Origin of the sequence: Pseudomonas sp. ANT_J12 (assembly GCF_008370045.1) — a bacterium.
Lineage (GTDB): Bacteria > Pseudomonadota > Gammaproteobacteria > Pseudomonadales > Pseudomonadaceae > Aquipseudomonas.
This window is the reverse complement of record NZ_VOBN01000017.1, coordinates 1-23,760: the sequence shown is the minus strand read 5'-3', so window position 1 is coordinate 23,760 and position 23,760 is coordinate 1. Positions and strand designations below refer to the sequence as shown.

At 60.7% G+C, this 23,760-nt stretch carries 21 protein-coding genes, 1 other RNA gene and 1 pseudogene; 19 read left to right on the top strand and 4 right to left on the bottom strand.

Annotation, left to right across the window (positions count from 1 at the left end; all coding sequences use genetic code 11):
• Window positions 1-29: 29 nt before the first annotated feature.
• From FQ192_RS26010 to FQ192_RS25995, 4 genes are all read right to left on the bottom strand, one after another.
• A complete protein-coding gene (locus tag FQ192_RS26010) occupies window positions 30-608 on the bottom strand; it encodes a BON domain-containing protein (protein WP_123410152.1) in 579 nt (192 codons plus the stop codon).
• Window positions 605-1,195: a phosphoheptose isomerase gene (locus tag FQ192_RS26005; RefSeq protein WP_149661098.1), complete on the bottom strand. Its 591-nt coding sequence runs from the start codon at window positions 1,193-1,195 to the stop codon at window positions 605-607. Before FQ192_RS26005 ends, FQ192_RS26010 begins: the two co-directional genes overlap by 4 nt.
• Window positions 1,196-1,299: 104 nt before the next feature.
• A complete protein-coding gene (locus FQ192_RS26000) occupies window positions 1,300-1,662 on the bottom strand; it encodes a YraN family protein (RefSeq protein ID WP_149661097.1) in 363 nt (120 codons plus the stop codon).
• On the bottom strand, window positions 1,662-3,494 hold the full coding sequence (locus FQ192_RS25995; RefSeq protein ID WP_149661096.1) for a penicillin-binding protein activator: 1,833 nt from the start codon (window positions 3,492-3,494) through the stop codon (window positions 1,662-1,664). Before FQ192_RS25995 ends, FQ192_RS26000 begins: the two co-directional genes overlap by 1 nt.
• A gap of 175 nt (window positions 3,495-3,669) precedes the next feature.
• Between FQ192_RS25995 and rsmI the strand changes: the two genes are divergently transcribed.
• The 19 genes and pseudogenes from rsmI to FQ192_RS25900 form a co-directional block, all read left to right on the top strand.
• Complete coding sequence (rsmI, locus tag FQ192_RS25990; RefSeq protein ID WP_178129237.1) at window positions 3,670-4,575, top strand: 16S rRNA (cytidine(1402)-2'-O)-methyltransferase; 906 nt, start codon at window positions 3,670-3,672, stop codon at window positions 4,573-4,575.
• Between the two features lie 76 nt (window positions 4,576-4,651).
• Window positions 4,652-5,005, top strand: an RNA gene (rnpB, locus tag FQ192_RS25985) — RNase P RNA component class A.
• Between the two features lie 411 nt (window positions 5,006-5,416).
• Window positions 5,417-5,872: a division/cell wall cluster transcriptional repressor MraZ gene (gene mraZ, locus FQ192_RS25980; RefSeq protein ID WP_008147486.1), complete on the top strand. Its 456-nt coding sequence runs from the start codon at window positions 5,417-5,419 to the stop codon at window positions 5,870-5,872.
• Window positions 5,869-6,816, top strand: a complete 948-nt coding sequence (rsmH, locus tag FQ192_RS25975; protein ID WP_169373143.1) for a 16S rRNA (cytosine(1402)-N(4))-methyltransferase RsmH — start codon at window positions 5,869-5,871, stop codon at window positions 6,814-6,816. Before mraZ ends, rsmH begins: the two co-directional genes overlap by 4 nt.
• Window positions 6,813-7,106 (top strand): cell division protein FtsL, encoded by a 294-nt coding sequence (gene ftsL, locus FQ192_RS25970; protein ID WP_133840304.1) that lies wholly within the window; start codon window positions 6,813-6,815, stop codon window positions 7,104-7,106. The genes rsmH and ftsL overlap by 4 nt, the downstream gene beginning before the upstream one ends.
• Entirely contained in the window at window positions 7,103-8,845 is a 1,743-nt protein-coding gene (locus FQ192_RS25965; protein WP_149661094.1) for a penicillin-binding protein 2, read from the top strand. Before ftsL ends, FQ192_RS25965 begins: the two co-directional genes overlap by 4 nt.
• Window positions 8,845-10,308, top strand: coding sequence for a UDP-N-acetylmuramoyl-L-alanyl-D-glutamate--2,6-diaminopimelate ligase (locus FQ192_RS25960; protein ID WP_149661093.1), 1,464 nt, complete (start codon window positions 8,845-8,847; stop codon window positions 10,306-10,308). The genes FQ192_RS25965 and FQ192_RS25960 overlap by 1 nt, the downstream gene beginning before the upstream one ends.
• The gene (gene murF, locus FQ192_RS25955; RefSeq protein ID WP_149661092.1) at window positions 10,301-11,668 is read left to right on the top strand and encodes a UDP-N-acetylmuramoyl-tripeptide--D-alanyl-D-alanine ligase; all 1,368 of its coding nucleotides are present in this window, start codon (window positions 10,301-10,303) and stop codon (window positions 11,666-11,668) included. The genes FQ192_RS25960 and murF overlap by 8 nt, the downstream gene beginning before the upstream one ends.
• Window positions 11,668-12,750, top strand: coding sequence for a phospho-N-acetylmuramoyl-pentapeptide-transferase (gene mraY / locus FQ192_RS25950; RefSeq protein WP_149661091.1), 1,083 nt, complete (start codon window positions 11,668-11,670; stop codon window positions 12,748-12,750). The genes murF and mraY overlap by 1 nt, the downstream gene beginning before the upstream one ends.
• Window positions 12,751-12,755: 5 nt before the next feature.
• Window positions 12,756-14,102: a UDP-N-acetylmuramoyl-L-alanine--D-glutamate ligase gene (gene murD / locus FQ192_RS25945; protein ID WP_149661090.1), complete on the top strand. Its 1,347-nt coding sequence runs from the start codon at window positions 12,756-12,758 to the stop codon at window positions 14,100-14,102.
• A complete protein-coding gene (ftsW, locus tag FQ192_RS25940) occupies window positions 14,099-15,316 on the top strand; it encodes a putative lipid II flippase FtsW (RefSeq protein ID WP_149661089.1) in 1,218 nt (405 codons plus the stop codon). The genes murD and ftsW overlap by 4 nt, the downstream gene beginning before the upstream one ends.
• Window positions 15,306-16,376, top strand: a complete 1,071-nt coding sequence (murG, locus tag FQ192_RS25935; protein ID WP_149661088.1) for an undecaprenyldiphospho-muramoylpentapeptide beta-N-acetylglucosaminyltransferase — start codon at window positions 15,306-15,308, stop codon at window positions 16,374-16,376. The genes ftsW and murG overlap by 11 nt, the downstream gene beginning before the upstream one ends.
• A complete protein-coding gene (murC, locus tag FQ192_RS25930; protein ID WP_149661087.1) occupies window positions 16,369-17,829 on the top strand; it encodes a UDP-N-acetylmuramate--L-alanine ligase in 1,461 nt (486 codons plus the stop codon). The genes murG and murC overlap by 8 nt, the downstream gene beginning before the upstream one ends.
• Window positions 17,826-18,782 (top strand): D-alanine--D-alanine ligase, encoded by a 957-nt coding sequence (locus tag FQ192_RS25925; protein ID WP_149661086.1) that lies wholly within the window; start codon window positions 17,826-17,828, stop codon window positions 18,780-18,782. The genes murC and FQ192_RS25925 overlap by 4 nt, the downstream gene beginning before the upstream one ends.
• Window positions 18,783-18,786: 4 nt before the next feature.
• The gene (locus tag FQ192_RS25920; RefSeq protein ID WP_054045546.1) at window positions 18,787-19,656 is read left to right on the top strand and encodes a cell division protein FtsQ/DivIB; all 870 of its coding nucleotides are present in this window, start codon (window positions 18,787-18,789) and stop codon (window positions 19,654-19,656) included.
• 15 nt (window positions 19,657-19,671) lie between these two features.
• Window positions 19,672-20,931 carry a cell division protein FtsA gene (gene ftsA / locus FQ192_RS25915; RefSeq protein WP_054045544.1) on the top strand — a complete coding sequence of 420 codons (1,260 nt, stop codon included), beginning with the start codon at window positions 19,672-19,674 and terminating at the stop codon, window positions 20,929-20,931.
• An 85-nt stretch (window positions 20,932-21,016) separates the two neighbouring features.
• Window positions 21,017-22,210 carry a cell division protein FtsZ gene (gene ftsZ / locus FQ192_RS25910; protein ID WP_033061342.1) on the top strand — a complete coding sequence of 398 codons (1,194 nt, stop codon included), beginning with the start codon at window positions 21,017-21,019 and terminating at the stop codon, window positions 22,208-22,210.
• A gap of 112 nt (window positions 22,211-22,322) precedes the next feature.
• Entirely contained in the window at window positions 22,323-23,234 is a 912-nt protein-coding gene (gene lpxC / locus FQ192_RS25905; protein ID WP_054045542.1) for a UDP-3-O-acyl-N-acetylglucosamine deacetylase, read from the top strand.
• Between the two features lie 109 nt (window positions 23,235-23,343).
• Window positions 23,344-23,760: pseudogene (locus tag FQ192_RS25900) on the top strand (IS3 family transposase); the annotation flags it as partial.

Below are 23,760 nucleotides of genomic sequence, written 5' to 3'. Positions count from 1 at the left end.
ACGAGCGCCATCGTCGGCAGGTGTGGGTATCAGTCGATGTACTCAAACAACTTCACAATCTTCTGCACCCCGGAAACGCTCTGCACCAGGTTGGTGGCTTGAGCAGCTTCCTGCTTGGTCAGCAGGCCGAGCAGATAGACGATGCCATTTTCGGTGACGACCTTGATGCGCGAGCCCGGGATGTTCGGGTCGGTGAGCATCTGGGTTTTGATCTTGGAGGTCAGCCAAGTGTCGTTCTGGCGGGCCAGGAAACCGGACGGCGGCAGGACTTGTAGCTCGTTATGCACCTTCTTCACGCGCTGGACCGCGGAAGCGGCCTGTTCGGCCTTGGCCTTGAGGTCGGCGGTGGGCGTTTGCCCGGCCAGCAGCACGACGCCGTTGAAGCTGGTGACGACGATGTGCGAGTCGTTATCCAGCGCCGGATCGGCCTTGGCGACGTTGACGCCGACCTTGGTGTCGATCAGGGAGTCGTCGATTTTGCTGCCGAAGGTGCGCGTGCCGCGGTCATCTTCAATCGGTGCTTCGCGGCTGGCTTTAACCACCGAGGTGCAGCCGCTGATGCCGAGGCATAGGGTCAAGGCCAGAAGGCCTAGGCGATTAGGGGTCATTCTTCACTCCCGAACAGTTGGCTGTCGATCAAGTAGCAAAGGCAGTGGATCGTCAGCAGGTGGACTTCCTGAATACGTGCGGTGACATAGGCCGGTACGCGGATCTCGACGTCTTCAGGCAAAAGCAGCGACGCCATGCCGCCGCCATCGCGACCGGTCAATGCTACGACAATCATTTCGCGATCATGTGCGGTCTGGATCGCTTGAATAATGTTCGCCGAGTTACCGCTGGTGGAAATCGCCAGCAATACATCGCCCGGTCGGCCAAGGGCATGGATCTGTTTAGAGAAGATTTCGTTGTAGCTGTAATCGTTGGCGATTGAGGTGATCGTCGAGCTGTCGGTGGTCAGTGCGATGGCGGGCAGGCTCGGGCGTTCACGTTCGAAGCGGTTGAGCAGCTCCGACGAGAAGTGCTGGGCGTCACTGGCGGAACCGCCGTTACCGCAGGAAAGTATTTTGCCATCGTACAGGGCGTTGACCATCACCTGGCTGGCTTGCTCGATGTGCGGTGCAAGTACGTCCATCGCCTGTTGCTTGGTGTCGATACTGGCCTGAAAAAGCTGGCGAATTCGGGATTGCATGTCCATCTGTGTGACCTTAATTAGCGCGGCTACTTGGCACATGAATGTGCAGCCCGCAAAGCAAAGAGCAAAAATGTTGGGTGAAAGTGTCCGGTTCGAGGTGCAAGCCATCAGCTGTCGAAGGCATTCTGCAGCCAGTTCAGCTGATTCAGGTGGCTGTCGATGGCAACCACGTCGAAGCGGCAAGGGGAATTGGCCCAACGCGACTCGCGCTGAAGAAAATACTGCGCGGCGAAAATCAGTTTCTGCCGTTTGCGCCCATCGATGCTATCGAGCGCGCCACCCCATTGAGTGTTTTTTCTGTAGCGGACTTCAACGAATACTACTGTATCGCCATCAAGCATGACCAGATCAAGCTCGCCGCGTTTGCACAACCAGTTCTGCGCCAGCAGGCGCAGACCCTGTTGTTGAAGATGCTCGAGCGCATGGCGCTCGGCATCTTTGCCGCTTTGCTGGCGTGACCGGTCAGGCATCAGCGCGGGGTGTCCGGCAGGCGTTGAACCTGGCCATTGACGAACTGTGCCCACGGCATCTGGCGAACCACGCGTTGGTTCTGGGTCATGCCCAGGCTGCCCGACTGACCTTCGATGCGGCTGTCCGGCAAGGTCTTGAGCTGTCCCAGGCGCGGTGCCAGGCGATAAGCGTCAACACCCATCGCGAACAAGCGGCCGAGGCTGGTACCGGCCTGTGGCCATTGTGCAGTCACTTGTTTGCGCAGTGGGTCATTGACGTCCAGCAACCACGGGGTTTCGCAGAAGCGAACGCCGTTCATGTCGTTGTACTCGTTTACGTCGCCGCTGGCACTGAACACATTGGAGGTCGCATAAACAGGCACATCACCGGCGTACTGGAAGTTCAGGGTCGGTTTGATCTGTTGCGCCTGTTTCGGGGAGGCCGCAAGGAAGATGAACTCGATGTCCTGACGACGGGAAGGTTGTGCGGCGACTTGCGAGCCTACGGTGCTCTGCAAGGCCTTGGCGCGGCCTTCGCTCTGACGCAGTTGGAACATGTCGGCAATCTGTTGCGCCAGTTGTACCGGCTGGTCAATGTGCTCGACGGCGACGATGCTACCGCCATTCGCCTGCCAGTCCTGACTGAACGCCTTCAATACGCGGTCGCCCCATTCACCTTTCGGCACCATGGCGGCGGCGCGATGCAGGCCGTCGGCACGAGCGCGGCGGGACACTTCGCGGGCTTCGTCTTCAGCAGCGAGGCCGAACTGGAACAGTTGGGCCGGTCCTTGTTCACCTTCGCTGTAATTCAGCGCCAGGGTGGTGATAGGCAATTGCGGGCGAAGGCTGAGCTGTTTGACCAGCGGCTTCTCCAGCGGGCCGATGACCAGTTGCACGCCGTCGGCCTGGGCCTTGCGATAGAACTCGTCCAGCGACATCCGTGGCGGCACCATGGTCATTGGCGAGCTGTCATAAAATACGATGGCTGGCGGTTTCTGCCCGGCTTGTTGCGCCTGATAGTGAGCAGCCACGATACCTTCGCGCAGTGCCTTGCTGGCCGCCGCCAGCGGGCCGTCTGTCTGAGGTAGCAGCACGGCGATTTTGCCCAGGGGCTGGCTGGCCAGTTCCTTGAGTTGGGTCAGTGGCAGTGGCAGTTGAAGCGCAGCCGGGTGCTTTGGATTCTGTGCGCGCCAGTTGTCGATCGCTGCTTGCTGCTGTTCCAGGGTGCCGGCGGTTTTCACCGCCAGGGCCAGGCTCATCCAGCCGCCGAGGTCATCGGTGGTGGTCGGCTGCAATTGATCGGTCGGCAGCGAGGCGATCAGGGTCCAGATCGCTTCGTGGTTCTTGCTGGCGGCCTCGCCTTCGAGCATCGGGGCAATAAAGATACGTTCCCGTGCAGCGGCCAGGGTCTGGCCATCAGCTTCCAGGGCGCGGGCGTGAACGGTACCGGTGCGAACCTGTTGCTCGACGGGCAGTTCGCCCAGGCGTTGCAGGCTCGGATGGCTCAAGGCCGTCAACGCCGCTTTTGGCTGATTGCGCACCATGGCCAGTTCAGCCGCCAGGGTACTGGCGAAGACCTGTTGGCCCGGCTTGAGTTGTTCCACCGGCACTTGTTGCAGGATTTGCGCGGACTGGCCGGCGTTTCCCTGGCGGTAGGCCAGGTCTGCCGCGCTCAGGCGAAACAGCGCGGCTTGTTCCGGCGTTTTGCTTTGAGCGGCCTTTTCGAGCAGTTGCTCGATACTGGCATCCGGGGTGCGTGGAAGTTCGCCAAGGCTGGATGACGATGTGCTGGCGCAAGCCGCCAGCAGGGCAGCGAGGCAGAGGGCAGTGAACAGCCGCAGGCAAGCGATCATGTAGTGTTCCTGTTACTCGATCAAATAAGCGTGGAATTGTACCCAAGCACTGGCCGGGGCGCGATGTTACTGGCATGAAACTGTCAATTAACTGCTGCAAACGTTGCGCAACTGCACAAAAGGTCGCAAAACCGAGGGTGGCTTGCGCGTATCGCAAGTGTCTCTACGCGTTACAATGGCGACTTTTACCGATCATGAGGTGTGCGCTTTGACTGCTCCAGGTGCTTTGAATTCCGCTGCTGGCTCGCTTTATGTGGTGGCGACGCCCATCGGCAACCTGGACGACATCAGCGCCCGTGCGCTGAAAATCCTGCGTGAGGTGGCATTGATTGCCGCCGAAGACACGCGTCACTCCCAGCGTTTGATGCAGCACTTCGGTATCCCGACGCCGCTGGCAGCCTGCCATGAGCATAATGAGCGCGATGAAGGTAGCCGTTTTATTACGCGCCTGCTGGCCGGCGACGATGTGGCGTTGATCTCTGATGCCGGGACGCCGCTGATTTCCGATCCGGGTTATCACCTGGTGCGTCAGGCGCGTGCGGCGGGGATCAATGTGGTGCCGGTGCCGGGCGCCTGTGCCTTGATTGCGGCGCTGTCGGCGGCGGGTCTGCCGTCGGATCGCTTTATCTTCGAAGGCTTCCTGCCGGCCAAGGCCGTGGGGCGCCGGGCGCGCCTGGAATTGGTCAAGGAGGAGCCGCGTACGCTGATTTTCTACGAAGCTCCGCACCGCATCCTTGAATGTCTGCAAGACATGGAACTGGTGTTCGGCGGCGAGCGTCCGGCGTTGCTGGCCCGGGAAATCACGAAAACCTTCGAAACGCTCAAGGGGCTGCCGCTCGCCGAGTTGCGCGAATTCGTCGAGTCCGACAGCAATCAGCAGCGCGGTGAATGCGTGGTGCTGGTGGCCGGTTGGTCGGCACCGGAGACGGAGGATGCGGTCAGCAGCGAAGCCATGCGCATCCTCAATCTGTTGCTCGAAGAAATGCCGCTCAAGCGTGCGGCAGCCTTGGCGGCGCAAATTACCGGCGAGCGCAAGAATGTGCTGTATCAAGTTGCGCTGGATCAGCAGAAGAGCGAGTAGAAACCTGACGTGCAGGAGCGGCCAAAGGCGTTTAGCGCTTGTTCTTCGGGCGCTCTGCCGTTAACCTTTGCGCCGGAGAGTCGATTGGACAGTCGCTGCCCTCTATGAAAATTAGGGGGGGGAGGAAAGTCCGGGCTCCATAGGGCGAAGTGCCAGGTAATGCCTGGGAGGCGTGAGCCTACGGAAAGTGCCACAGAAAATAACCGCCTAAGCGCTCAAGCGCCGGTAAGGGTGAAAAGGTGCGGTAAGAGCGCACCGCGCGACTGGCAACAGTTCGTGGCTAGGTAAACCCCACTTGGAGCAAGACCAAATAGGGTCCCAAGGCGTGGCCCGCGCTGGGACCGGGTAGGTTGCTAAAGATGTCCAGTGATGGCCATCGTAGACGAATGACTGTTCAAGACAGAACCCGGCTTACAGATCGACTCTCCACCTTTTTCATTCCCTGCCTGAATCATCAGGCAGGTGCTGATGGCAGGCTTTTGTGATATTCATTAGCCTGTACTGACAGCACTTTACAAATCTCCCCGCGACACCGATTTCCCTCCGTACTTAAACACCAGCAGACCCTCCGTCGTAATACCGAAAAAATCTTACTCTTAACAAACTACTTTAACTTTCGAGCGCAGCCATCCGTGCTGAATCAAGTTATTGGTCAAAAACAAACGCAAGATTCTCGTTACCCCTGCTTTTACGCTCCTAAATCTCCGTTCTGTAAGGCTTTTCCTTTAATCCGCGCCTTGACGGTGTGGTGGGCGCATTCCTATAGTGTGCGCAAGTGGCGGAAAGTGGCATGAAGTGGGTTTTTTGAGCTCAAAACGCTAAAAATTGGAGAAACGCAGACGTGTTTCGCGGAGCTAACGCAATCAGTCTCGATGCAAAGGGCCGTCTCGCTATGCCGAGCCGGTACCGTGACGAGTTGGTTTCGCGCAGTTCCGGTCAATTGATCGTGACAATCGATGCCGTTGATCCGTGTTTGTGTGTTTATCCCCTCGATGAGTGGGAAATTATTGAAACCAAACTGCGCGCACTGCCTTCGCTTCGCGAAGAGAACCGCCGCCTGCAACGTTTGCTGATTGGTAATGCCGTCGACCTCGAACTCGATGGCAGTGGTCGTTTTCTGGTTCCGCCGCGTCTGCGTGAATATGCCAAGTTGGATAAGCGCGCAATGTTGGTGGGCCAACTGAACAAGTTCCAATTATGGGACGAGGATGCCTGGGATGCGGTTTCTGCCGCTGACCTGGCTGCTATTCAACAACCGGGCGCCATGCCTGATGAACTGCGTGATTTGATCCTGTGACTATTGATAGCGGCTTTAACCACATCACCGTACTGCTCGACGAAGCCGTGGAGGCTCTCGCCGTACGTCCTGATGGCTGCTATCTGGACGGCACGTTCGGACGCGGCGGACATAGCCGGTTGATCCTCAGCCAGCTCGGCCCCGATGGCCGGGTGCTCGGATTTGACAAGGATCCTCAAGCGATTGCCACCGGGCAAACGCTAGCGGCCGAAGACGGCCGCTTTGTCGTTGTGCAGCGCAGCTTTGCCGAGCTGGGGTCGGAAGTGGCCGAACGCGGTCTGGCCGGCAAGGTCAGCGGTGTTTTGCTTGACCTCGGCGTGTCGTCGCCGCAGCTCGACGACCCTGAACGCGGCTTCAGTTTCCTCAACGATGGCCCGTTGGACATGCGCATGGACCCGTCCCGCGGGATCAGTGCGGCCGAATTCGTCAACACCGCGCCGGTGGAAGAAATCGCCCGGGTGTTCAAGGAATACGGCGAAGAACGTTTCTCCGGCCGCATGGCCCGTGCCGTGGCCGAGCGCCGCGACATCAAGCCGTTCGAGCGCACTGCCGACCTGGCAGAAGTCCTGAAAGTCGCCAATCCGGCGTGGGAAAAGGGCAAGAACCCGGCCACCCGCGCGTTCCAGGGCCTGCGTATTCACGTCAACAACGAACTGGGCGATCTGGAGGCCGGCCTCGAAGCGGCGCTGGAAAGCCTGGAAATCGGCGGTCGCCTGGTGGTCATCAGCTTCCATTCCCTGGAAGACCGCATCGTCAAACTGTTCATGCGCAAGCTGGTGAAAGGCGAAGCCGACAACCTGCCGCGCAACCTGCCGGTCCGTCACGTCGCTTTCGAACCGAAAATCAAAGTCCATGGCAAAGCGCAGTCCGCCTCCGAGGCCGAACTCAAAGCCAACCCACGTTCTCGTAGCGCCATCATGCGCGTCGCGGAGAAGCTGCGGTGAGCAAGCTTTTCGCCAAGCCACTTCCCGGCGGAAGCTTTTTCATGATGCTGCTGTTCATCGGCGTGCTCGTGTCTGCCATCGGCGTGTCCTACAGCGCCCACTGGAACCGCCAGCTGTTGAACTCGCTGTACAACGAGTTGAGCGTGCGCGACAAGGCGCAGGCCGAGTGGGGCCGGTTGATTCTCGAACAGAGCACCTGGACCGCCCATAGCCGTATCGAAGTGCTGGCCACCGAACAACTGAAAATGCGCATCCCTGGTGCCGCTGAAGTACGGATGGTGGCGCCATGATGAAAATCGAAGGTGCACTCTTCCCTTGGCGGTTCCGCGTGGTGCTGGGTTTGCTCGGCATCATGGTCGCCGCAATCTGCTGGCGCATCATCGACCTGCAAGTGGTCGACCGTGACTTCCTCAAAGGTCAGGGCGATGCGCGCAGCGTTCGTCACATTCCTATTCCGGCTCACCGTGGTCTGATCACCGACCGTAACGGCGAGCCGTTGGCCGTGAGTACCCCGGTCACCACGCTGTGGGCCAACGCCAAGGAAATGCAACTGGCCAAAGAGAAGTGGCCGGCACTCGCCGCCGCGCTGGGCCAGGACCCCAAAGCCCTGAGCGAGCGCCTCGAAGCCCAGGCCAACAAAGAATTCATCTATCTGGTGCGCGGCTTGACCCCCGAGCAGGGCCAGTCGGTACTCGACCTGAAAGTGCCCGGCGTCTACGGCATCGAAGAGTTCCGCCGTTTCTATCCTGCCGGCGAAGTCACCGCGCACATGGTCGGCTTTACCGACATCGATGATCACGGGCGCGAAGGCGTCGAGTTGGCCTACGACGAATGGCTGGCCGGGGTCGCCGGCAAGCGACAGGTCATCAAGGATCGGCGCGGCAGACTGATCAAGGATGTCCAGGTCACCAAAAACGCCAAGGCCGGCAAGCCCTTGGCGTTGTCCATTGACCTGCGCCTGCAATACCTGGCCAACCGCGAACTGCGCAACGCGATCATCGAGAACGGCGCCAAGGCCGGCAGCCTGGTGATCATGGACGTGAAGAGCGGCGAAATCCTGGCCATGGTCAACCAGCCGACCTACAACCCGAACAACCGTCGCAACCTGCAACCGGCGATGATGCGTAACCGCGCGATGATCGACGTGTTCGAACCCGGTTCGACCATGAAGGCGATCTCCATGAGTGCCGCCCTGGAAACCGGGCGCTGGAAGCCGAGCGACACCGTCGAGGTCTATCCGGGTACCTTGCAGATTGGTAAGTACACCATCAAGGACGTATCGAAGTCCGAAGGCCCGGTGCTCGACCTGACCGGCATCCTGATCAACTCCAGCAACGTCGGCATGAGTAAGGTCGCGTTCGATATCGGCGGCGAAGCCATTTTCCGCCTGGCGCAGAAAGTCGGCCTTGGCCAGGACACCGGCCTCGCCTTCCCGGGCGAACGCGTCGGCAACCTGCCGAACTACCGCGAATGGCGCAAGGCTGAAACCGCCACGCTGTCGTACGGCTACGGTATTTCGGTGACGGCGATCCAGTTGGTCCACGCCTTCTCGGCACTGGCTAACAACGGTCGCATTGCGCCGCTGACCCTGATCAAGACAGACAAGCCGCCGCAGACCACCCAGGTGATCCCGGAAAACGTCGCCAAAACCATGCAAGGCATGCTGACCCAGGTGATCGAGGCCCCACGCGGTGTATTCCGTGCGCAGGTGCCGGCGTATCACGTGGCCGGCAAGTCGGGTACTGCGCGTAAGACCTCGGTGGGCACCAAAGGCTATGCCGAGAATTCCTATCGCTCGCTGTTCGCCGGTTTCGGCCCGATGAGCGATCCGCGTTTCGCCATCGTCGTAGTCATCGATGAACCGACCAAGGCCGGTTACTTCGGTGGCCTGGTATCGGCGCCGGTGTTCAGCAAAGTGATGTCCGGGACCTTGCGCCTGATGAACATCACCCCGGACAACCTGCCGCCGACCCAACAGGCCAACGCAGCACCGGTCGTTCCGCTGAAAGCCAATGGAGGGCGCGGCTGATGTCTCTGAGTCTGAATAAAATTTTTGCCCACGCCGGTCGTGATCTGTTGATCCGCGAACTGACCCTCGACAGCCGCAATGTGCGGGCAGGGGACTTGTTCCTTGCGGTCCCGGGCGGCAAGTTCGACGGGCGCGCGCACATTGCCGATGCCTTGCAGCGCGGTGCGGCTGCCGTGGCTTATGAAGTCGAAGGCGCCACCGTGCTGCCGATTACCGATGCGCCGCTGATTCCGGTCAAAGGCCTGGCGGCGCAGTTGTCGGACATTGCCGGGCGCTTCTATGGCGACCCGAGCCGCCACCTGAACCTGGTCGGCGTGACCGGCACCAACGGCAAAACCAGCGTGACCCAATTGGTTGCGCAAGCCCTGGATCTGCTCGGCCAACATTGCGGCATCGTCGGCACCCTGGGCACCGGTTTCTACGGCGCGCTGGAAAGCGGCCTGCACACCACGCCAAACCCGATTGCCGTACAGGCGACCCTCGCCGACCTGAAAAAGGCCGGCGCCAAAGCCGTGGCCATGGAAGTGTCTTCCCACGGTCTGGATCAGGGGCGCGTGACCGCCTTGGCGTTCGATGTGGCGGTGATGACCAACCTGTCCCGGGATCATCTGGATTACCACGGCACCATGCAGGCCTATGGCGAAGCCAAGGCCAAGCTGTTTGCCTGGAACGATCTGAAGTGCCGGGTGATCAACCTCGACGACGAATTCGGCCGTGAACTCGCGGCTGATAAACGTGAGTCGCGCTTGATCACCTACAGCCTGGAAGACGCCAGCGCCTACCTGTATTGCCGCGAAGCGCAGTTCGACGACGAAGGCGTGCGCGCCACGTTGGTCACGCCCCAGGGCGAGCACCATTTGCGCAGCACCTTGCTCGGTCGTTTCAACCTGAGCAACGTCCTGGCTGCGGTCGGTGCCTTGCTCGGCTTGGACTACGCGCTGGACGAAATCCTCAAGGTCCTGCCGAAACTCGAAGGCCCGGCCGGTCGCATGCAGCGCTTGGGCGGCGGTACTCAGCCACTGGTGGTGGTCGATTACGCCCATACCCCGGATGCGCTGGAAAAAGTCTTGATGGCCCTGCGTCCACACGCCAAAGGCCGGTTGTTGTGCCTGTTCGGTTGCGGCGGTGATCGCGATCGCGGCAAGCGCCCGCTGATGGCCGAAGTGGTCGAGCGCCTGGCCGATGGCGTGCTGGTCACCGACGACAACCCGCGCACCGAAGACCCGTCCGTCATTTTCGACGACATCCGCGCCGGCTTCACGGCTGTGGATAACGTCACCTTCGTGGCTGGCCGTGGCCAGGCGATTGCCCAGTTGATCGCCAGTGCCTCGGCGGATGACGTCATTGTCCTGGCCGGCAAAGGTCACGAGGACTATCAGGAAATCAACGGCGAGCGCCATGCGTTCTCCGATCTGGTCGAGGCCGATCACGCCTTGACCGCGTGGGAGGTGGCCCATGCTTAAAGCCTTGAAACTGAGCGAGCTGACCAGCGTGCTGAAGGCGCGCCTGGTGGCTGCCGACGCCAGTTTCGACGGTGTCAGCATCGACAGCCGTGCAATCAAGCCAGGCCAGCTGTTTATTGCCCTGACCGGTCCACGCTTCGATGGTCATGACTACCTCAATGACGTAGCCGCCAAAGGCGCCGTAGCGGCGTTGGTCGAGCGTGAAGTCGCCGACAGCACGCTGCCGCAGCTCATTGTGAAAGATACGCGCCAGGCCCTCGGCCAGTTGGGCGCGCTGAACCGTGCGGCCTATAACAACCCGGTCGCGGCCGTTACCGGTTCCAGCGGCAAGACCACGGTCAAGGAAATGCTCGCGAGCATCCTGCGCACCCGCGGTCCGGTGCATGCGACCCGTGGCAACCTGAACAACGACCTCGGCGTACCGCTGACCCTGCTCGAACTGGCGCCGGAACATACCGCCGCCGTGATTGAACTCGGTGCTTCGCGCCTGGGCGAAATTGCCTACACCGTGGGCATGACCAAGCCCCACGTGGCCATTCTTAATAACGCAGGGACCGCCCACGTCGGCGAGTTCGGCGGGCCGGACAAAATCGTAGAAGCCAAGGGCGAGATTATTGAAGGGCTGGAGGCCGATGGCGTCGCCGTGCTCAATCTCGACGACAAGGCGTTCGGCATCTGGAAGACCCGTGCTGCCGGTCGCAAAGTGCTGACCTTTGCCCTGAACAACCCCAGTGCCGATTTCTACGCCAGCGATCTGGACCGCGATGCCCGCGGTTGCCCGGCGTTCAACCTGCACAGCCCCGAAGGTGTGGAGCGGGTGCAACTGAACCTGCTCGGCACCCATAACGTCGCCAACGCCATGGCCGCCGCCGCGGCTGCCCATGCCCTGGGCGTGTCGCTGTTCGGCATCGCCACCGGCCTTGGCGCGGTACAACCGGTCAAGGGCCGCACCGTTGCGCAACTGGCGACCAACGGCATGCGCGTGATTGATGACACTTACAACGCGAACCCCACCTCCATGTGCGCTGCCGTTGATATACTCGCCGGCTTTTCCGGCCGCACCGTTCTGGTGCTCGGGGATATCGGCGAGTTGGGCGACTGGGCGGAGCAGGGGCACCGCGACGTGGGCGAGTACGCCCGTGGCAAGGTTTCTGCGCTTTACGCAGTCGGGCCAATGATGGCTCACGCCGTGAACGCATTCGGCCCGCAGGCCCGGCACTTCAGCACTCAGGCTGAACTGATCGAGGCCCTGGGCGCCGAGCAAGATACAAACACCACTATTTTGATCAAGGGCTCGCGCAGCGCTGCGATGGAAAACATCGTCGCCGCTTTGTGCGGGTCCAGTCTGGAGAAACATTAATGCTGCTGCTGTTAGCGGAGTACTTGCAACAGTTCCACAAAGGCTTCGCGGTCTTTCAGTACCTGACCCTGCGCGGGATCCTCGGTGTGCTGACCGCGTTGGTTTTGTCGCTGTGCTATGGCCCGTGGATGATCCGCACGTTGCAGAACCGTCAGATCGGCCAGTCCGTTCGCAACGATGGTCCGCAATCGCACCTGTCCAAGTCGGGCACCCCGACCATGGGCGGCGCACTGATCCTGTCGTCCATCGGCGTCAGTACGCTGCTTTGGGCTGACCTGAGCAACCGCTATGTCTGGACCGTGCTGTTGGTGACCTTGCTGTTCGGCGCCATCGGTTGGGTCGACGACTACCGCAAGGTGATCGAGAAAAACTCCAAAGGCCTTCCAAGCCGCTGGAAGTATTTCTGGCAGTCGGTGTTCGGCCTGGCCGCGGCGCTCTTCCTTTATATGACCGCGACCACCCCGGTGGAAACCACCCTGATCCTGCCGATGCTCAAGGATTACAGCATTCCACTGGGCGCAGGTTTTGTGGTCCTGACCTATTTCGTGATTGTCGGTTCGAGCAACGCGGTCAACCTGACCGATGGCCTCGATGGCCTGGCGATCATGCCGACCGTGATGGTCGGTGGCGGCCTGGGGATCTTCTGCTACCTGTCCGGTAACGTGAAATTCGCTGAATACCTGCTGATCCCTTACGTACCGGGCGCGGGTGAACTGATCGTATTCTGCGGCGCCTTGATCGGGGCGGGCCTGGGCTTTCTCTGGTTCAACACCTATCCGGCGCAAGTCTTCATGGGCGACGTCGGCGCACTGGCGCTGGGCGCAGCCCTGGGCACCATCGCAGTGATCGTCCGTCAGGAAATCGTCCTGTTCATCATGGGCGGCGTGTTCGTGATGGAAACCCTGTCGGTGGTCATCCAGGTAGCTTCCTTCAAGTTGACCGGGCGCCGCGTGTTCCGCATGGCACCGATCCACCACCACTTTGAACTCAAGGGCTGGCCTGAGCCGCGCGTGATCGTCCGTTTCTGGATCATCACCGTGATTCTCGTACTGGTCGGCCTTGCCACCCTGAAGCTGAGGTAGAACGAGTGTCTCTGATCGCTTCTGACCACTTCCGCATCGTTGTCGGCCTCGGCAAGAGCGGCATGTCCCTGGTTCGCTTCCTGGCGAACCGGGGCACGTCGTTTGCCGTGGCCGATACGCGGGAAAATCCACCGGAACTGGCCACGCTCAAGCGTGACTATCCGCACGTGGAAGTGCGTTGTGGCGAGCTGGACGTCGAGTTCCTGTGCCGCGCCGACGAGCTCTACGTGAGCCCCGGCCTGGCGCTGGCGACCCCGGCCCTGCAGGCTGCCGCCGCCCGTGGCGTGAAATTGTCCGGCGACATCGAGCTGTTCGCGCGTAACGCGAAGGCGCCGATTGTCGCCATCAGCGGTTCCAACGCGAAAAGCACCGTTACCACCCTGGTTGGTGAGATGGCTGCGGCGGCAGGCAAGCGTGTGGCGGTCGGCGGTAACCTCGGTACGCCGGCGCTGGATTTGCTCAGCGACGACGTCGAGTTGTACGTGATGGAACTGTCGAGCTTCCAGCTCGAAACCACCGATCAACTCAACGCCGAAGTGGCGACTGTGCTTAACGTCAGCGAAGACCACATGGACCGCTACAGCGGCCTGCCGGCCTATCACCTGGCCAAGCACCGGATCTTCCGCGGGGCCAAACAGTTTGTAGTCAACCGTCAGGACGCCTTGAGCCGTCCGCTGATGGGCGAGGGCCAGCCATGCTGGACCTTCGGTTTGAGCAAACCCGATTTCAAGGCATTCGGTATCCGCGAAGAGGACGGCGAGAAGTACCTGGCCTTCGAATTCCAGAACCTGATGCCGGTGCGCGAGTTGAAGATTCGTGGCGCCCATAACCAGTCCAACGCCCTGGCGGCATTGGCGCTGGGTCACGCCGTCGGCCTGTCGTTCGACGCGATGCTGTCGAGCCTGCGCACCTTCGCCGGCCTGGAACATCGTTGCCAATGGGTCCGTGATCTGGATGGCGTCGGCTACTACAACGATTCCAAAGCCACCAACGTCGGCGCCGCACTGGCCGCCATCGAAGGCCTGGGCGCGGACATCGACGGCAAGGTCGTGCTGATCGCCGGTGGCGATGGCAAGGGTGCCGAGTTCAAGGATCTGCGCGATCCGGTAGCGGTCAACTGCCGCGCGGTCATTTTGATGGGCCGCGATTCCGACAAGATCGGCGAGGCCATTGGCGACGCCGTGCCGCTGATTCGCGTCGGCTCGCTGGTCGAAGCCGTCGAGCAATGCCGCGCCGCTGCGCACCCGGGCGATGTGGTGCTGCTGTCCCCGGCCTGCGCCAGTTTCGACATGTTCAAGAATTACGAAGACCGTGGTCACCAGTTCGTCCGCGCTGTGGAGGATCTGGCATGAGCCTGCGAAATATCATCAAGCCGTATCCATCGCCAATCATCACCGGGCGCGGTATCGACCTCGACTTCCCGATGCTCGTCGGTTGCCTGGCGTTGATCGGCCTGGGGCTGGTCATGATCGCCTCGGCCTCGACCGAAGTGGCGGCCGTGCAGTCGGGCAGTGCCCTGTACTACATGACTCGCCACCTGATCTACATCGTGTTGGGTCTCGCTGCCTGCATCGTCACCATGATGATTCCGATCGCCACCTGGCAACGCCTGGGCTGGCTGATGCTGATTGGTGCGTTCGGCCTGCTGGTGATGGTGATCGTCCCCGGCATCGGCCGCGAAGTGAACGGTTCGATGCGCTGGATCGGGTTCAGTTTCTTCAACGTGCAGCCATCCGAGATCGCCAAGGTGTTCGTGGTGATTTACCTCGCCGGTTACCTGGTGCGTCGGCAGAAAGAAGTGCGCGAGAGCTGGATGGGCTTCTTCAAGCCATTCATCGTGCTGCTGCCAATGGCCGGTCTGTTGCTGATGGAACCGGACTTCGGTGCCACCGTTGTAATGATGGGCGCGGCGGCGGCGATGCTGTTCCTCGGTGGGGTCGGGCTGTTCCGGTTCTCCTTGATGGTGGTGCTGGCGGTCGGGGCTGTGGTGTTGTTGATTCAGGTGCAGCCGTATCGAATGGCGCGCCTGACCAACTTCGCGGATCCGTGGGCCGACCAGTTCGGTGCCGGCTATCAGTTGTCGCAAGCCTTGATTGCGTTTGGTCGCGGTGAATGGCTGGGCGTTGGCCTGGGCAACAGCGTGCAGAAACAGTTCTACCTGCCGGAAGCGCATACCGACTTCGTGTTCTCGGTCCTGGCCGAAGAACTGGGGGCCGTGGGCTCCTTGTGCACCGTCGCGCTGTTCGTCTTCGTCTGTATTCGTGGCATGTACATCGGTTTGTGGGCTGAGAAGGCCAAGCAGTTTTTTGCGGCGTATGTGGCCTACGGCTTGTCGTTCCTGTGGATTGGTCAATTCCTGATCAACATTGGGGTGAACGTCGGCCTGCTGCCGACCAAGGGCCTGACCCTGCCGTTCCTCAGTTATGGCGGTAGCTCGTTGGTGATCTGCTGTGCCTGTCTCGGCTTGTTGCTGCGCATTGAGTGGGAGAGTCGAACCCACCTGGGCAGTGAAGAGATGGAGTTCCATGAGAGTGACTTCGCCGAGGAGCCACCCCATGGGCGCTAATGTATTGATCATGGCGGGCGGCACCGGCGGGCACGTGTTCCCGGCGCTGGCCTGTGCTCGTGAGTTCCAGGCCCGCGGTTACACCGTGCATTGGCTTGGCACCCCGCGCGGCATCGAAAACGACCTGGTCCCGGCCGCCGGTCTGGAACTGCATCGCATCAATGCCACTGGCCTGCGGGGCAAGGGCAATCTGTCGCTGCTCAAGGCACCGTTCATGTTGCTCAAGTCGATCTGGCAGGCGCGGGCGATCATTCGCAAGCTGCGGCCGGTGTGTGTGGTCGGCTTTGGCGGTTATGTGACGGGCCCTGGCGGTGTTGCGGCCAAATTGTCTGGCGTGCCGGTCATCGTTCACGAGCAGAACGCCGTCGCCGGTACCGCCAATCGGTTGCTCATGCCGTTGGCCGCCCGGGTGTGTGAAGCGTTCCCCGACACCTTTACCCTGTCGGACAGCCGTCGGACCACCGGTAACCCGGTGCGCACCGAACTGTTCCTCGACACACCGCGACCCGCTCTGGCCGGTCGCAAGGCGCGTTTGCTGATCCTGGGCGGAAGCCTGGGCGCAGAACCGTTGAACAAGTTGCTGCCTGAAGCCCTGTCGCAAGTCGCCGCCGACCTGCGCCCGGAAGTGTTTCATCAGGCCGGCAGAAACCACGATGAAGTGACTGCGCAGCGCTATCGCGAGGCTGGCGTCGAGGCGCAAGTGCAGCCTTTCATCAAAGACATGGCCCAAGCCTATGGCTGGGCCGACCTGGTGGTGTGCCGAGCCGGCGCGTTGACCATCAGTGAACTGGCCGCCGCCGGTCTGCCCTCGATGCTGGTGCCTTTGCCCCACGCAATCGACGATCACCAGACCCGCAACGCCGAATATTTGGCCCGTGAAGGCGCTGCCTTCCTGATGCCGCAAAGAACGACTGGCGCCGCAGATCTTGCCGCACGCCTGACAGAGGTCCTGATGCAACCGCAACGACTCAATGACATGGCCAACGCGGCCCGCCGCCTGGCGAAACCTGATGCAACCCGTAACGTTGTCGACACCTGCCTGGAGGTGGCCCATGGTTGAGAATCAGAAAGCCATGCCGCACCCGGAAATGCGCCGCATCCGCCGCATCCACTTCGTCGGCATCGGCGGCGTGGGCATGTGCGGTATTGCCGAAGTGTTGTTGAACCTGGGCTATGAAGTGTCCGGTTCCGACCTCAAAGCATCGCCGGTGACCGAGCGCCTGGAATCCTTTGGCGCGCACATCTATATCGGTCACCGCGCCGAGAACGCCGCGAACGCCGATGTGCTGGTTACGTCCAGTGCCGTGAACACTTCCAACCCGGAAGTCGCCACCGCCCTGGAACGCCGGATCCCGGTGGTGCCCCGTGCCGAAATGCTCGCCGAGCTGATGCGCTATCGCCACGGCATCGCCGTCGCCGGCACGCACGGCAAAACCACGACGACCAGCCTGATCGCTTCGGTGTTCGCCGCTGGTGGCCTGGACCCTACGTTCGTCATCGGTGGCCGTCTGAATGCCGCGGGCACCAATGCCCAGCTTGGCACCAGCCGTTACCTGATCGCCGAAGCCGACGAAAGCGATGCGAGCTTCCTGCACTTGCAGCCGTTGGTGGCCGTGGTCACCAACATCGACGCCGACCACATGGCGACCTACGACGGTGACTTCAACAAACTGAAGAAAACCTTCGTCGAGTTCCTGCACAACCTGCCGTTCTACGGTTTGGCGGTGGTGTGCCTGGACGATCCGGTGGTGCGCGAAATCCTGCCGCTGGTCAAACGCCCGACGGTGACCTATGGCTTCGGCGACGACTGCGACGTGCGCGCAATCAATGTGCGCCAGCAAGGCATGCAGACCTTCTTCACCGTGCTGCGTCCTGAGCGCGAGCCGCTGGATGTCTCGGTGAACATGCCGGGCAATCACAACGTATTGAACGCTTTGGCGACCATTTGCATCGCCTCCGACGAGGGTGTCAGCGATGAAGCCATCGTCCAGGGCCTGTCCGGGTTCCAGGGTGTCGGCCGACGCTTCCAGGTCTACGGTGAACTGCCGGTAGACGGCGGCAACGTGATGCTGGTCGATGACTACGGTCACCACCCGACCGAAGTCGCAGCAGTGATCAAAGCCGTACGCGGTGGCTGGCCGGAGCGTCGTCTGGTGATGGTGTACCAGCCGCACCGCTACAGCCGCACCCGCGACCTGTACGACGATTTCGTCAATGTATTGGCCGACGCCAACGTGCTGCTGCTGATGGAAGTCTATCCGGCCGGTGAAGAACCGATCCCGGGCGCCGACAGCCGCAAGCTGTGCAACAGCATCCGCCAGCGCGGTCAGCTGGACCCGATCTACATCGAGCGCGGTGTCGACCTCGCGCCAATCGTCAAGCCGCTGCTGCGTGCCGGCGACATCCTGCTGTGCCAGGGCGCCGGTGATATCGGCGGCCTTGCGCCGAAATTGTTGAACAGTCCGTTGTTCGTGGGTGCGGTTGCCGCGCCTGCGGTGGGGAAGTTGAAATGACTGCTGCTTACGCCAACCTCGTCTCCACCCTCGCGCCGAAAGACTTCGGCCGCGTCGCCGTGCTGTTCGGCGGCAAGAGTGCCGAGCGTGAGGTGTCCCTGAAGTCGGGTAACGCCGTTCTCGAAGCGCTGCAAAGCGCCGGTGTGGATGCGTTCGGCCTCGACGTCGGCGATGACCTGTTGCAGCGTTTGCTCAACGAAAAAATCGATCGCGCCTTCATCATTCTCCACGGTCGTGGCGGTGAAGACGGCAGCATGCAGGGCCTGCTCGAATGCCTGGGCATTCCCTACACCGGCAGCGGCATCCTGGCTTCGGCTTTGGCCATGGACAAGCTGCGTACCAAGCAGGTCTGGCACAGCCTCGGGATTCCGACGCCACGCCACGCCGTACTGAGTTCTGAGGCCGATTGTATTTCGGCGGCGACGGAACTGGGCTTCCCTTTGATCGTCAAACCGGCCCATGAAGGTTCAAGTATCGGTATGGCCAAAGTGAGTTCCGCGTCGGAGTTGATCGACGCCTGGAAAGCGGCCGCTACCTACGATTCGCAAGTGTTGGTCGAGCAATGGATTCAAGGTCCGGAGTTCACCATCGCCACCCTGCGTGACCAGGTGTTGCCACCGATTGCCCTGGGCACGACGCACAGCTTCTACGACTACGACGCCAAGTACGTGGCTTCCGATACCCAGTACCGGATCCCGTGTGGCCTCGACAGCCACAAAGAAAAAGAACTGATGGACCTGACGGCCAAAGCCTGTGAGGCGCTGGGTATTGCCGGTTGGGGCAGGGCAGACGTGATGCAGGACGCCGATGGGCAATTCTGGTTCCTGGAAGTCAACACCGCACCGGGCATGACCGATCACAGCCTGGTGCCGATGGCGGCCCGTGCTGCCGGTCTGGATTTCCAGCAATTGGTCCTGGCGATTTTGGCCGCAAGCATTGAGCCGCGAGGGTAAGACCATGCAAGGCGCTCAGTTGAGACATCAGCCCCCCGCACCACCCGGCCGCAAGCCGGTGCCGCGGGGTGCCAGCCGAATGGTGGCCAAAGAGCCGATGTCTGCGCGCCTGCCGAAAGCCAATTTTGGTTTTCTCAAAGCCTTGTTCTGGCCGGTGCTGTTGGTTGCGCTGGGTTTCGGCACTTACGAAGGCGCGCAGCGTTTGCTGCCCTACGCCGACCGGCCGATCACCAAGATCAATGTGCAGGGCGATTTGAGTTACATCAGCCAGCAAGCGGTGCAGCAGCGGATCGCCCCGTACGTGGCGTCGAGCTTCTTCACCATCGACCTGGAGAGCATGCGCACCGAGCTGGAAACGATGCCATGGATTGCCCACGCCGAAGTGCGTCGGGTGTGGCCGGACCAGGTGGTGATTCGCCTGGAAGAACAGCTGCCGGTGGCCCGTTGGGGCGACGAGTCGCTGTTGAACAACCAGGGCCAGGCGTTCACCCCGCGTGAGCTGGCGAACTACGAACACTTGCCACAGCTGTTCGGCCCACAACGGGCCCAGCAGCAAGTGATGCAGCAATACCAGGTGCTGAGCCAGATGCTCAGGCCATTGGGCTTCTCGATTGCACGCCTGGAATTGCGTGAACGAGGCAGCTGGTTCCTGACCACCGGTGCCGGTAGTTCTGGCCCGGGGATCGAACTGCTGCTGGGACGCGGCAACCTGGTGGAAAAGATGCGCCGCTTCATTGCCATCTACGACAAGACGCTTAAAGAACAGATTACGAACATTGCGCGCATCGATCTGCGCTACGCCAACGGCCTCGCTGTTGGCTGGCGGGAACCTGTAGCGCCCACGACAGCCCAACCCGCTGTCGCGAAGAATTAAGAAGAGGCAGGACCCATGGCAAACGTGCAAAGCGGCAAAATGATCGTCGGTCTCGATATCGGCACCTCCAAGGTGGTGGCGCTGGTCGGCGAGGTCTCGGACGACGGCACGCTCGAAATCGTCGGGATCGGCACTCATCCGTCCCGCGGCCTGAAGAAAGGCGTGGTGGTGAACATCGAGTCCACCGTGCAGTCGATCCAGCGCGCCATCGAAGAAGCGCAGCTGATGGCCGGTTGCCGGATCCACTCGGCGTTCGTCGGCGTGGCCGGCAATCACATCCGCAGCCTGAACTCCCACGGCATCGTGGCGATTCGTGATCGCGAAGTCAGCGCCGCCGACCTTGAACGCGTCCTCGATGCAGCCCAGGCCGTGGCGATCCCGGCTGACCAGCGCGTGCTGCACACCCTGCCGCAGGATTACGTGATCGATAACCAGGAAGGCGTTCGTGAGCCGCTGGGCATGTCGGGCGTACGTCTGGAAGCCAAGGTCCACGTGGTCACCTGCGCCGTCAATGCCGCACAGAACATTGAAAAATGCGTGCGCCGCTGCGGCCTGGAAATCGACGACATCATTCTCGAGCAACTGGCCTCGGCCTACTCGGTCCTGACCGACGACGAGAAAGAACTGGGCGTGTGCCTGGTGGACATCGGCGGCGGCACCACCGACATCGCGATCTTCACCGAAGGCGCGATCCGTCACACCGCCGTGATCCCGATTGCGGGCGACCAGGTGACCAACGACATCGCCATGGCGTTGCGCACCCCGACCCAGTACGCCGAAGAAATCAAGATTCGCTACGCCTGCGCCCTGGCCAAACTGGCCGGTGCCGGGGAAACCATCAAGGTCCCAAGCGTGGGCGACCGTCCACCGCGCGAGCTGTCCCGCCAGGCCCTGGCCGAAGTGGTCGAGCCGCGTTACGACGAGCTGTTCACGCTGATCCAGGCCGAACTGCGTCGCAGCGGCTACGAAGACCTGATCCCGGCCGGCATCGTGCTGACCGGCGGTACGTCGAAAATGGAAGGCGCGGTCGAACTGGCCGAAGAGATCTTCCACATGCCAGTCCGCCTGGGCGTGCCGCACGGCGTCAAGGGCCTGGATGACGTGGTCCGCAACCCGATTTATTCCACTGGCGTTGGCCTGTTGATGTACGGCCTGCAAAAGCAGTCCGACGGGATTTCGTTCTCGGGCATCAGCAGCCGCGACAGTTACAGCAATGAAGAAGCCAAACCCGCCTTGCTCGATCGCATCAAGAGCTGGGTGCAAGGCAACTTCTGACGAAGCAGTTTCAAGCGGCAAGCTACAAGCGACAAGCAGCAAAAGCAGTAGGCGAAAAAACTAGAGAATGTAAAGGAGAGGGAAAATGTTCGAACTCGTAGACAACATCCCCGCAAGCCCGGTTATTAAAGTTATCGGTGTTGGCGGAGGCGGCGGCAACGCTGTCAACCACATGGTCAAGAGCAACATTGAAGGCGTTGAATTCATCTGCGCCAACACTGATGCCCAGGCGCTGAAATCCATCGGCGCGCGGACCATCCTGCAACTGGGTACCGGTGTGACCAAAGGTCTGGGCGCCGGCGCCAACCCTGAAGTAGGTCGTCAGGCCGCTCTCGAAGACCGTGAGCGCATTGCCGAAGTCCTGCAGGGCACCAACATGGTGTTCATCACCACTGGCATGGGCGGCGGTACCGGTACCGGTGCTGCGCCGATCATTGCCGAAGTGGCCAAGGAAATGGGGATCCTCACCGTTGCGGTGGTGACCCGTCCGTTCCCGTTCGAAGGCCGCAAGCGTATGCAGATCGCCGACGAAGGTATCCGTCTGCTGTCTGAAAGCGTCGACTCGTTGATCACCATTCCCAACGAGAAGCTGCTGACCATCCTCGGTAAAGACGCAAGCCTGCTGTCGGCTTTCGCCAAGGCTGACGATGTACTGGCCGGTGCCGTTCGCGGTATCTCCGACATCATCAAGCGCCCAGGCATGATCAACGTCGACTTTGCCGACGTACGGACTGTCATGAGCGAAATGGGCATGGCGATGATGGGCACTGGCTGCGCCAGCGGTCCGAACCGTGCACGCGAGGCCACCGAAGCGGCCATTCGCAACCCGTTGCTTGAAGACGTGAACCTGCAAGGTGCACGCGGCATCCTGGTGAACATCACCGCCGGTCCTGACCTGTCCCTGGGTGAGTACTCCGACGTGGGTAGCATCATCGAAGCCTTCGCTTCCGAGCACGCGATGGTCAAGGTCGGTACCGTTATCGATCCGGACATGCGCGACGAGCTGCACGTAACCGTGGTTGCCACGGGTCTGGGCGCGAAAATCGAGAAGCCTGTCAAGGTTATCGACAACACCATGCACACGTCCGTGGCTTCGCAGCCGCAGCAACAAGCGCCTTCGCGTCAGGAAGCGCCTGCTGTGAACTACCGTGACCTGGACCGTCCGACCGTCATGCGCAACCAGGCTCAGGCTGGTGCTGCGACTGCCGCGAAGATGAATCCACAAGACGATCTGGACTACCTGGACATCCCGGCATTCCTGCGTCGTCAGGCTGATTGATGGAATGTATCAGGGCTATGAAGGTGATTGGTGTTCAGCAAAGGCATGGTCTGCTATCATCGCCAGCCTTTGTTGATACCAGTTCGCAATTTGCGCTGAAGCGGCCCAAGCCATGATTAAACAACGCACACTGAAAAATATTATCCGTGCCACAGGTGTAGGCCTGCACTCCGGGGAGAAGGTATACCTGACCCTCAAGCCTGCACCTATCGACACCGGCATCGTGTTTGTTCGTGCCGATCTGGACCCTGTGGTGCAGATTCCTGCTCGCGCGGAAAACGTTGGCGAAACCACGATGTCGACCACGCTGGTCAACGGTGACGTCAAAGTGGATACGGTGGAGCACTTGCTCTCGGCCATGGCTGGCCTGGGCATCGATAACGCCTACGTCGAGCTCTCCGCGTCCGAAGTCCCGATCATGGATGGTAGCGCTGGACCTTTCGTATTCCTGATTCAATCGGCCGGCCTGGAAGAACAGGACGCGGCCAAGAAGTTCATCCGGATCCTGCGGGAAGTGACAGTGGAAGACGGCGACAAGCGCGCCACTTTCGTCCCTTTCGAAGGTTTCAAAGTGAGCTTCGAGATCGATTTCGATCACCCGGTTTTCCGTAACCGCACACAAAGTGCAAGCGTGGATTTTTCCAGCACTTCGTTCGTAAAAGAAGTCAGCCGCGCCCGTACCTTTGGTTTCATGAGTGACATCGAGTACCTGCGCAAGCACAACCTCGCACTCGGCGGCAGCGTTGAAAACGCTATTGTGGTCGACGCGGATGGCGTACTGAACGAAGACGGCCTTCGCTATGAAGACGAATTCGTGAAGCACAAGATCCTCGATGCCATTGGTGACCTCTACCTGCTGGGCAATAGCCTGATTGGTGAGTTCAAGGGCTTCAAGTCCGGACATGCATTGAACAACCAGCTGCTGCGCAAGTTGATTGAGCAGACAGATGCTTGGGAAGTCGTGACTTTCGAAGACGCCAGCACCGCACCGATCTCTTACATGCGTCCTGTTGCGGCCGTGTAAGCAAAAAACCTCTCTAGTTTTTAAAGGCTGCCTTCGGGTGGCCTTTTTTTATGCCCTGTTCCGTCCTGAATAAGGTTTACACCTTCTGACTTCTCATCAGGAAGGTGCAATGGATACGGGCATAAAACGCAGTCAACGCGATTACACGCTGACTTTTAAATTGTCGGTTGTCGATCAGGTCGAAAAAGGCGAGTTGAGTTATAAAGAGGCTCAACGGCGCTACGGGATTCAGGGTCGGTCGACGGTGTTGGTCTGGCTACGCAAGCATGGTCGACAGGACTGGAGCCAAGGCGCTTCCATTCGCTCCCAGAGGGTCCGACCGATGGACGAGCCTACTTTGCCATTAACTCCCGAGCAGAGAATTAAGGAGCTTGAGGAGCAGTTGGCGCTGGCGAATCTGAAAGCCAAATTCTTTGAAGACGTGGTCGATGTCCTGAAGAACGACTACGGCGTATCCGTTGTAAAAAAGCGGCCCGGCAAGTCGTTGCGCAAACCCAAACCCTGAGTGTCAGCAGGGCTTGCCAGT

Bases quoted from the DNA above. Each gene is read 5' to 3' on its own strand.
- FQ192_RS26000 (WP_149661097.1), bottom strand. From the start codon at position 1,662: ATGCCTGACCGGTCACGCCAGCAAAGCGGCAAAGATGCCGAGCGCCAT.
- FQ192_RS25960 (WP_149661093.1), top strand. From the start codon at position 8,845: ATGTCTCTGAGTCTGAATAAAATTTTTGCCCACGCCGGTCGTGATCTG.
- murG (WP_149661088.1), top strand. From the start codon at position 15,306: ATGGGCGCTAATGTATTGATCATGGCGGGCGGCACCGGCGGGCACGTG.
- FQ192_RS25925 (WP_149661086.1), top strand. From the start codon at position 17,826: ATGACTGCTGCTTACGCCAACCTCGTCTCCACCCTCGCGCCGAAAGAC.
- ftsA (WP_054045544.1), top strand. From the start codon at position 19,672: ATGGCAAACGTGCAAAGCGGCAAAATGATCGTCGGTCTCGATATCGGC.
- FQ192_RS25965 (WP_149661094.1), top strand. From the start codon at position 7,103: ATGATGAAAATCGAAGGTGCACTCTTCCCTTGGCGGTTCCGCGTGGTG.
- rsmI (WP_178129237.1), top strand. From the start codon at position 3,670: ATGGCGACTTTTACCGATCATGAGGTGTGCGCTTTGACTGCTCCAGGT.
- mraY (WP_149661091.1), top strand. From the start codon at position 11,668: ATGCTGCTGCTGTTAGCGGAGTACTTGCAACAGTTCCACAAAGGCTTC.
- murF (WP_149661092.1), top strand. From the start codon at position 10,301: ATGCTTAAAGCCTTGAAACTGAGCGAGCTGACCAGCGTGCTGAAGGCG.
- ftsZ (WP_033061342.1), top strand. From the start codon at position 21,017: ATGTTCGAACTCGTAGACAACATCCCCGCAAGCCCGGTTATTAAAGTT.
- FQ192_RS25920 (WP_054045546.1), top strand. From the start codon at position 18,787: ATGCAAGGCGCTCAGTTGAGACATCAGCCCCCCGCACCACCCGGCCGC.
- ftsW (WP_149661089.1), top strand. From the start codon at position 14,099: ATGAGCCTGCGAAATATCATCAAGCCGTATCCATCGCCAATCATCACC.
- murC (WP_149661087.1), top strand. From the start codon at position 16,369: ATGGTTGAGAATCAGAAAGCCATGCCGCACCCGGAAATGCGCCGCATC.
- FQ192_RS25995 (WP_149661096.1), bottom strand. From the start codon at position 3,494: ATGATCGCTTGCCTGCGGCTGTTCACTGCCCTCTGCCTCGCTGCCCTG.
- FQ192_RS26010 (WP_123410152.1), bottom strand. From the start codon at position 608: ATGACCCCTAATCGCCTAGGCCTTCTGGCCTTGACCCTATGCCTCGGC.
- FQ192_RS26005 (WP_149661098.1), bottom strand. From the start codon at position 1,195: ATGGACATGCAATCCCGAATTCGCCAGCTTTTTCAGGCCAGTATCGAC.
- lpxC (WP_054045542.1), top strand. From the start codon at position 22,323: ATGATTAAACAACGCACACTGAAAAATATTATCCGTGCCACAGGTGTA.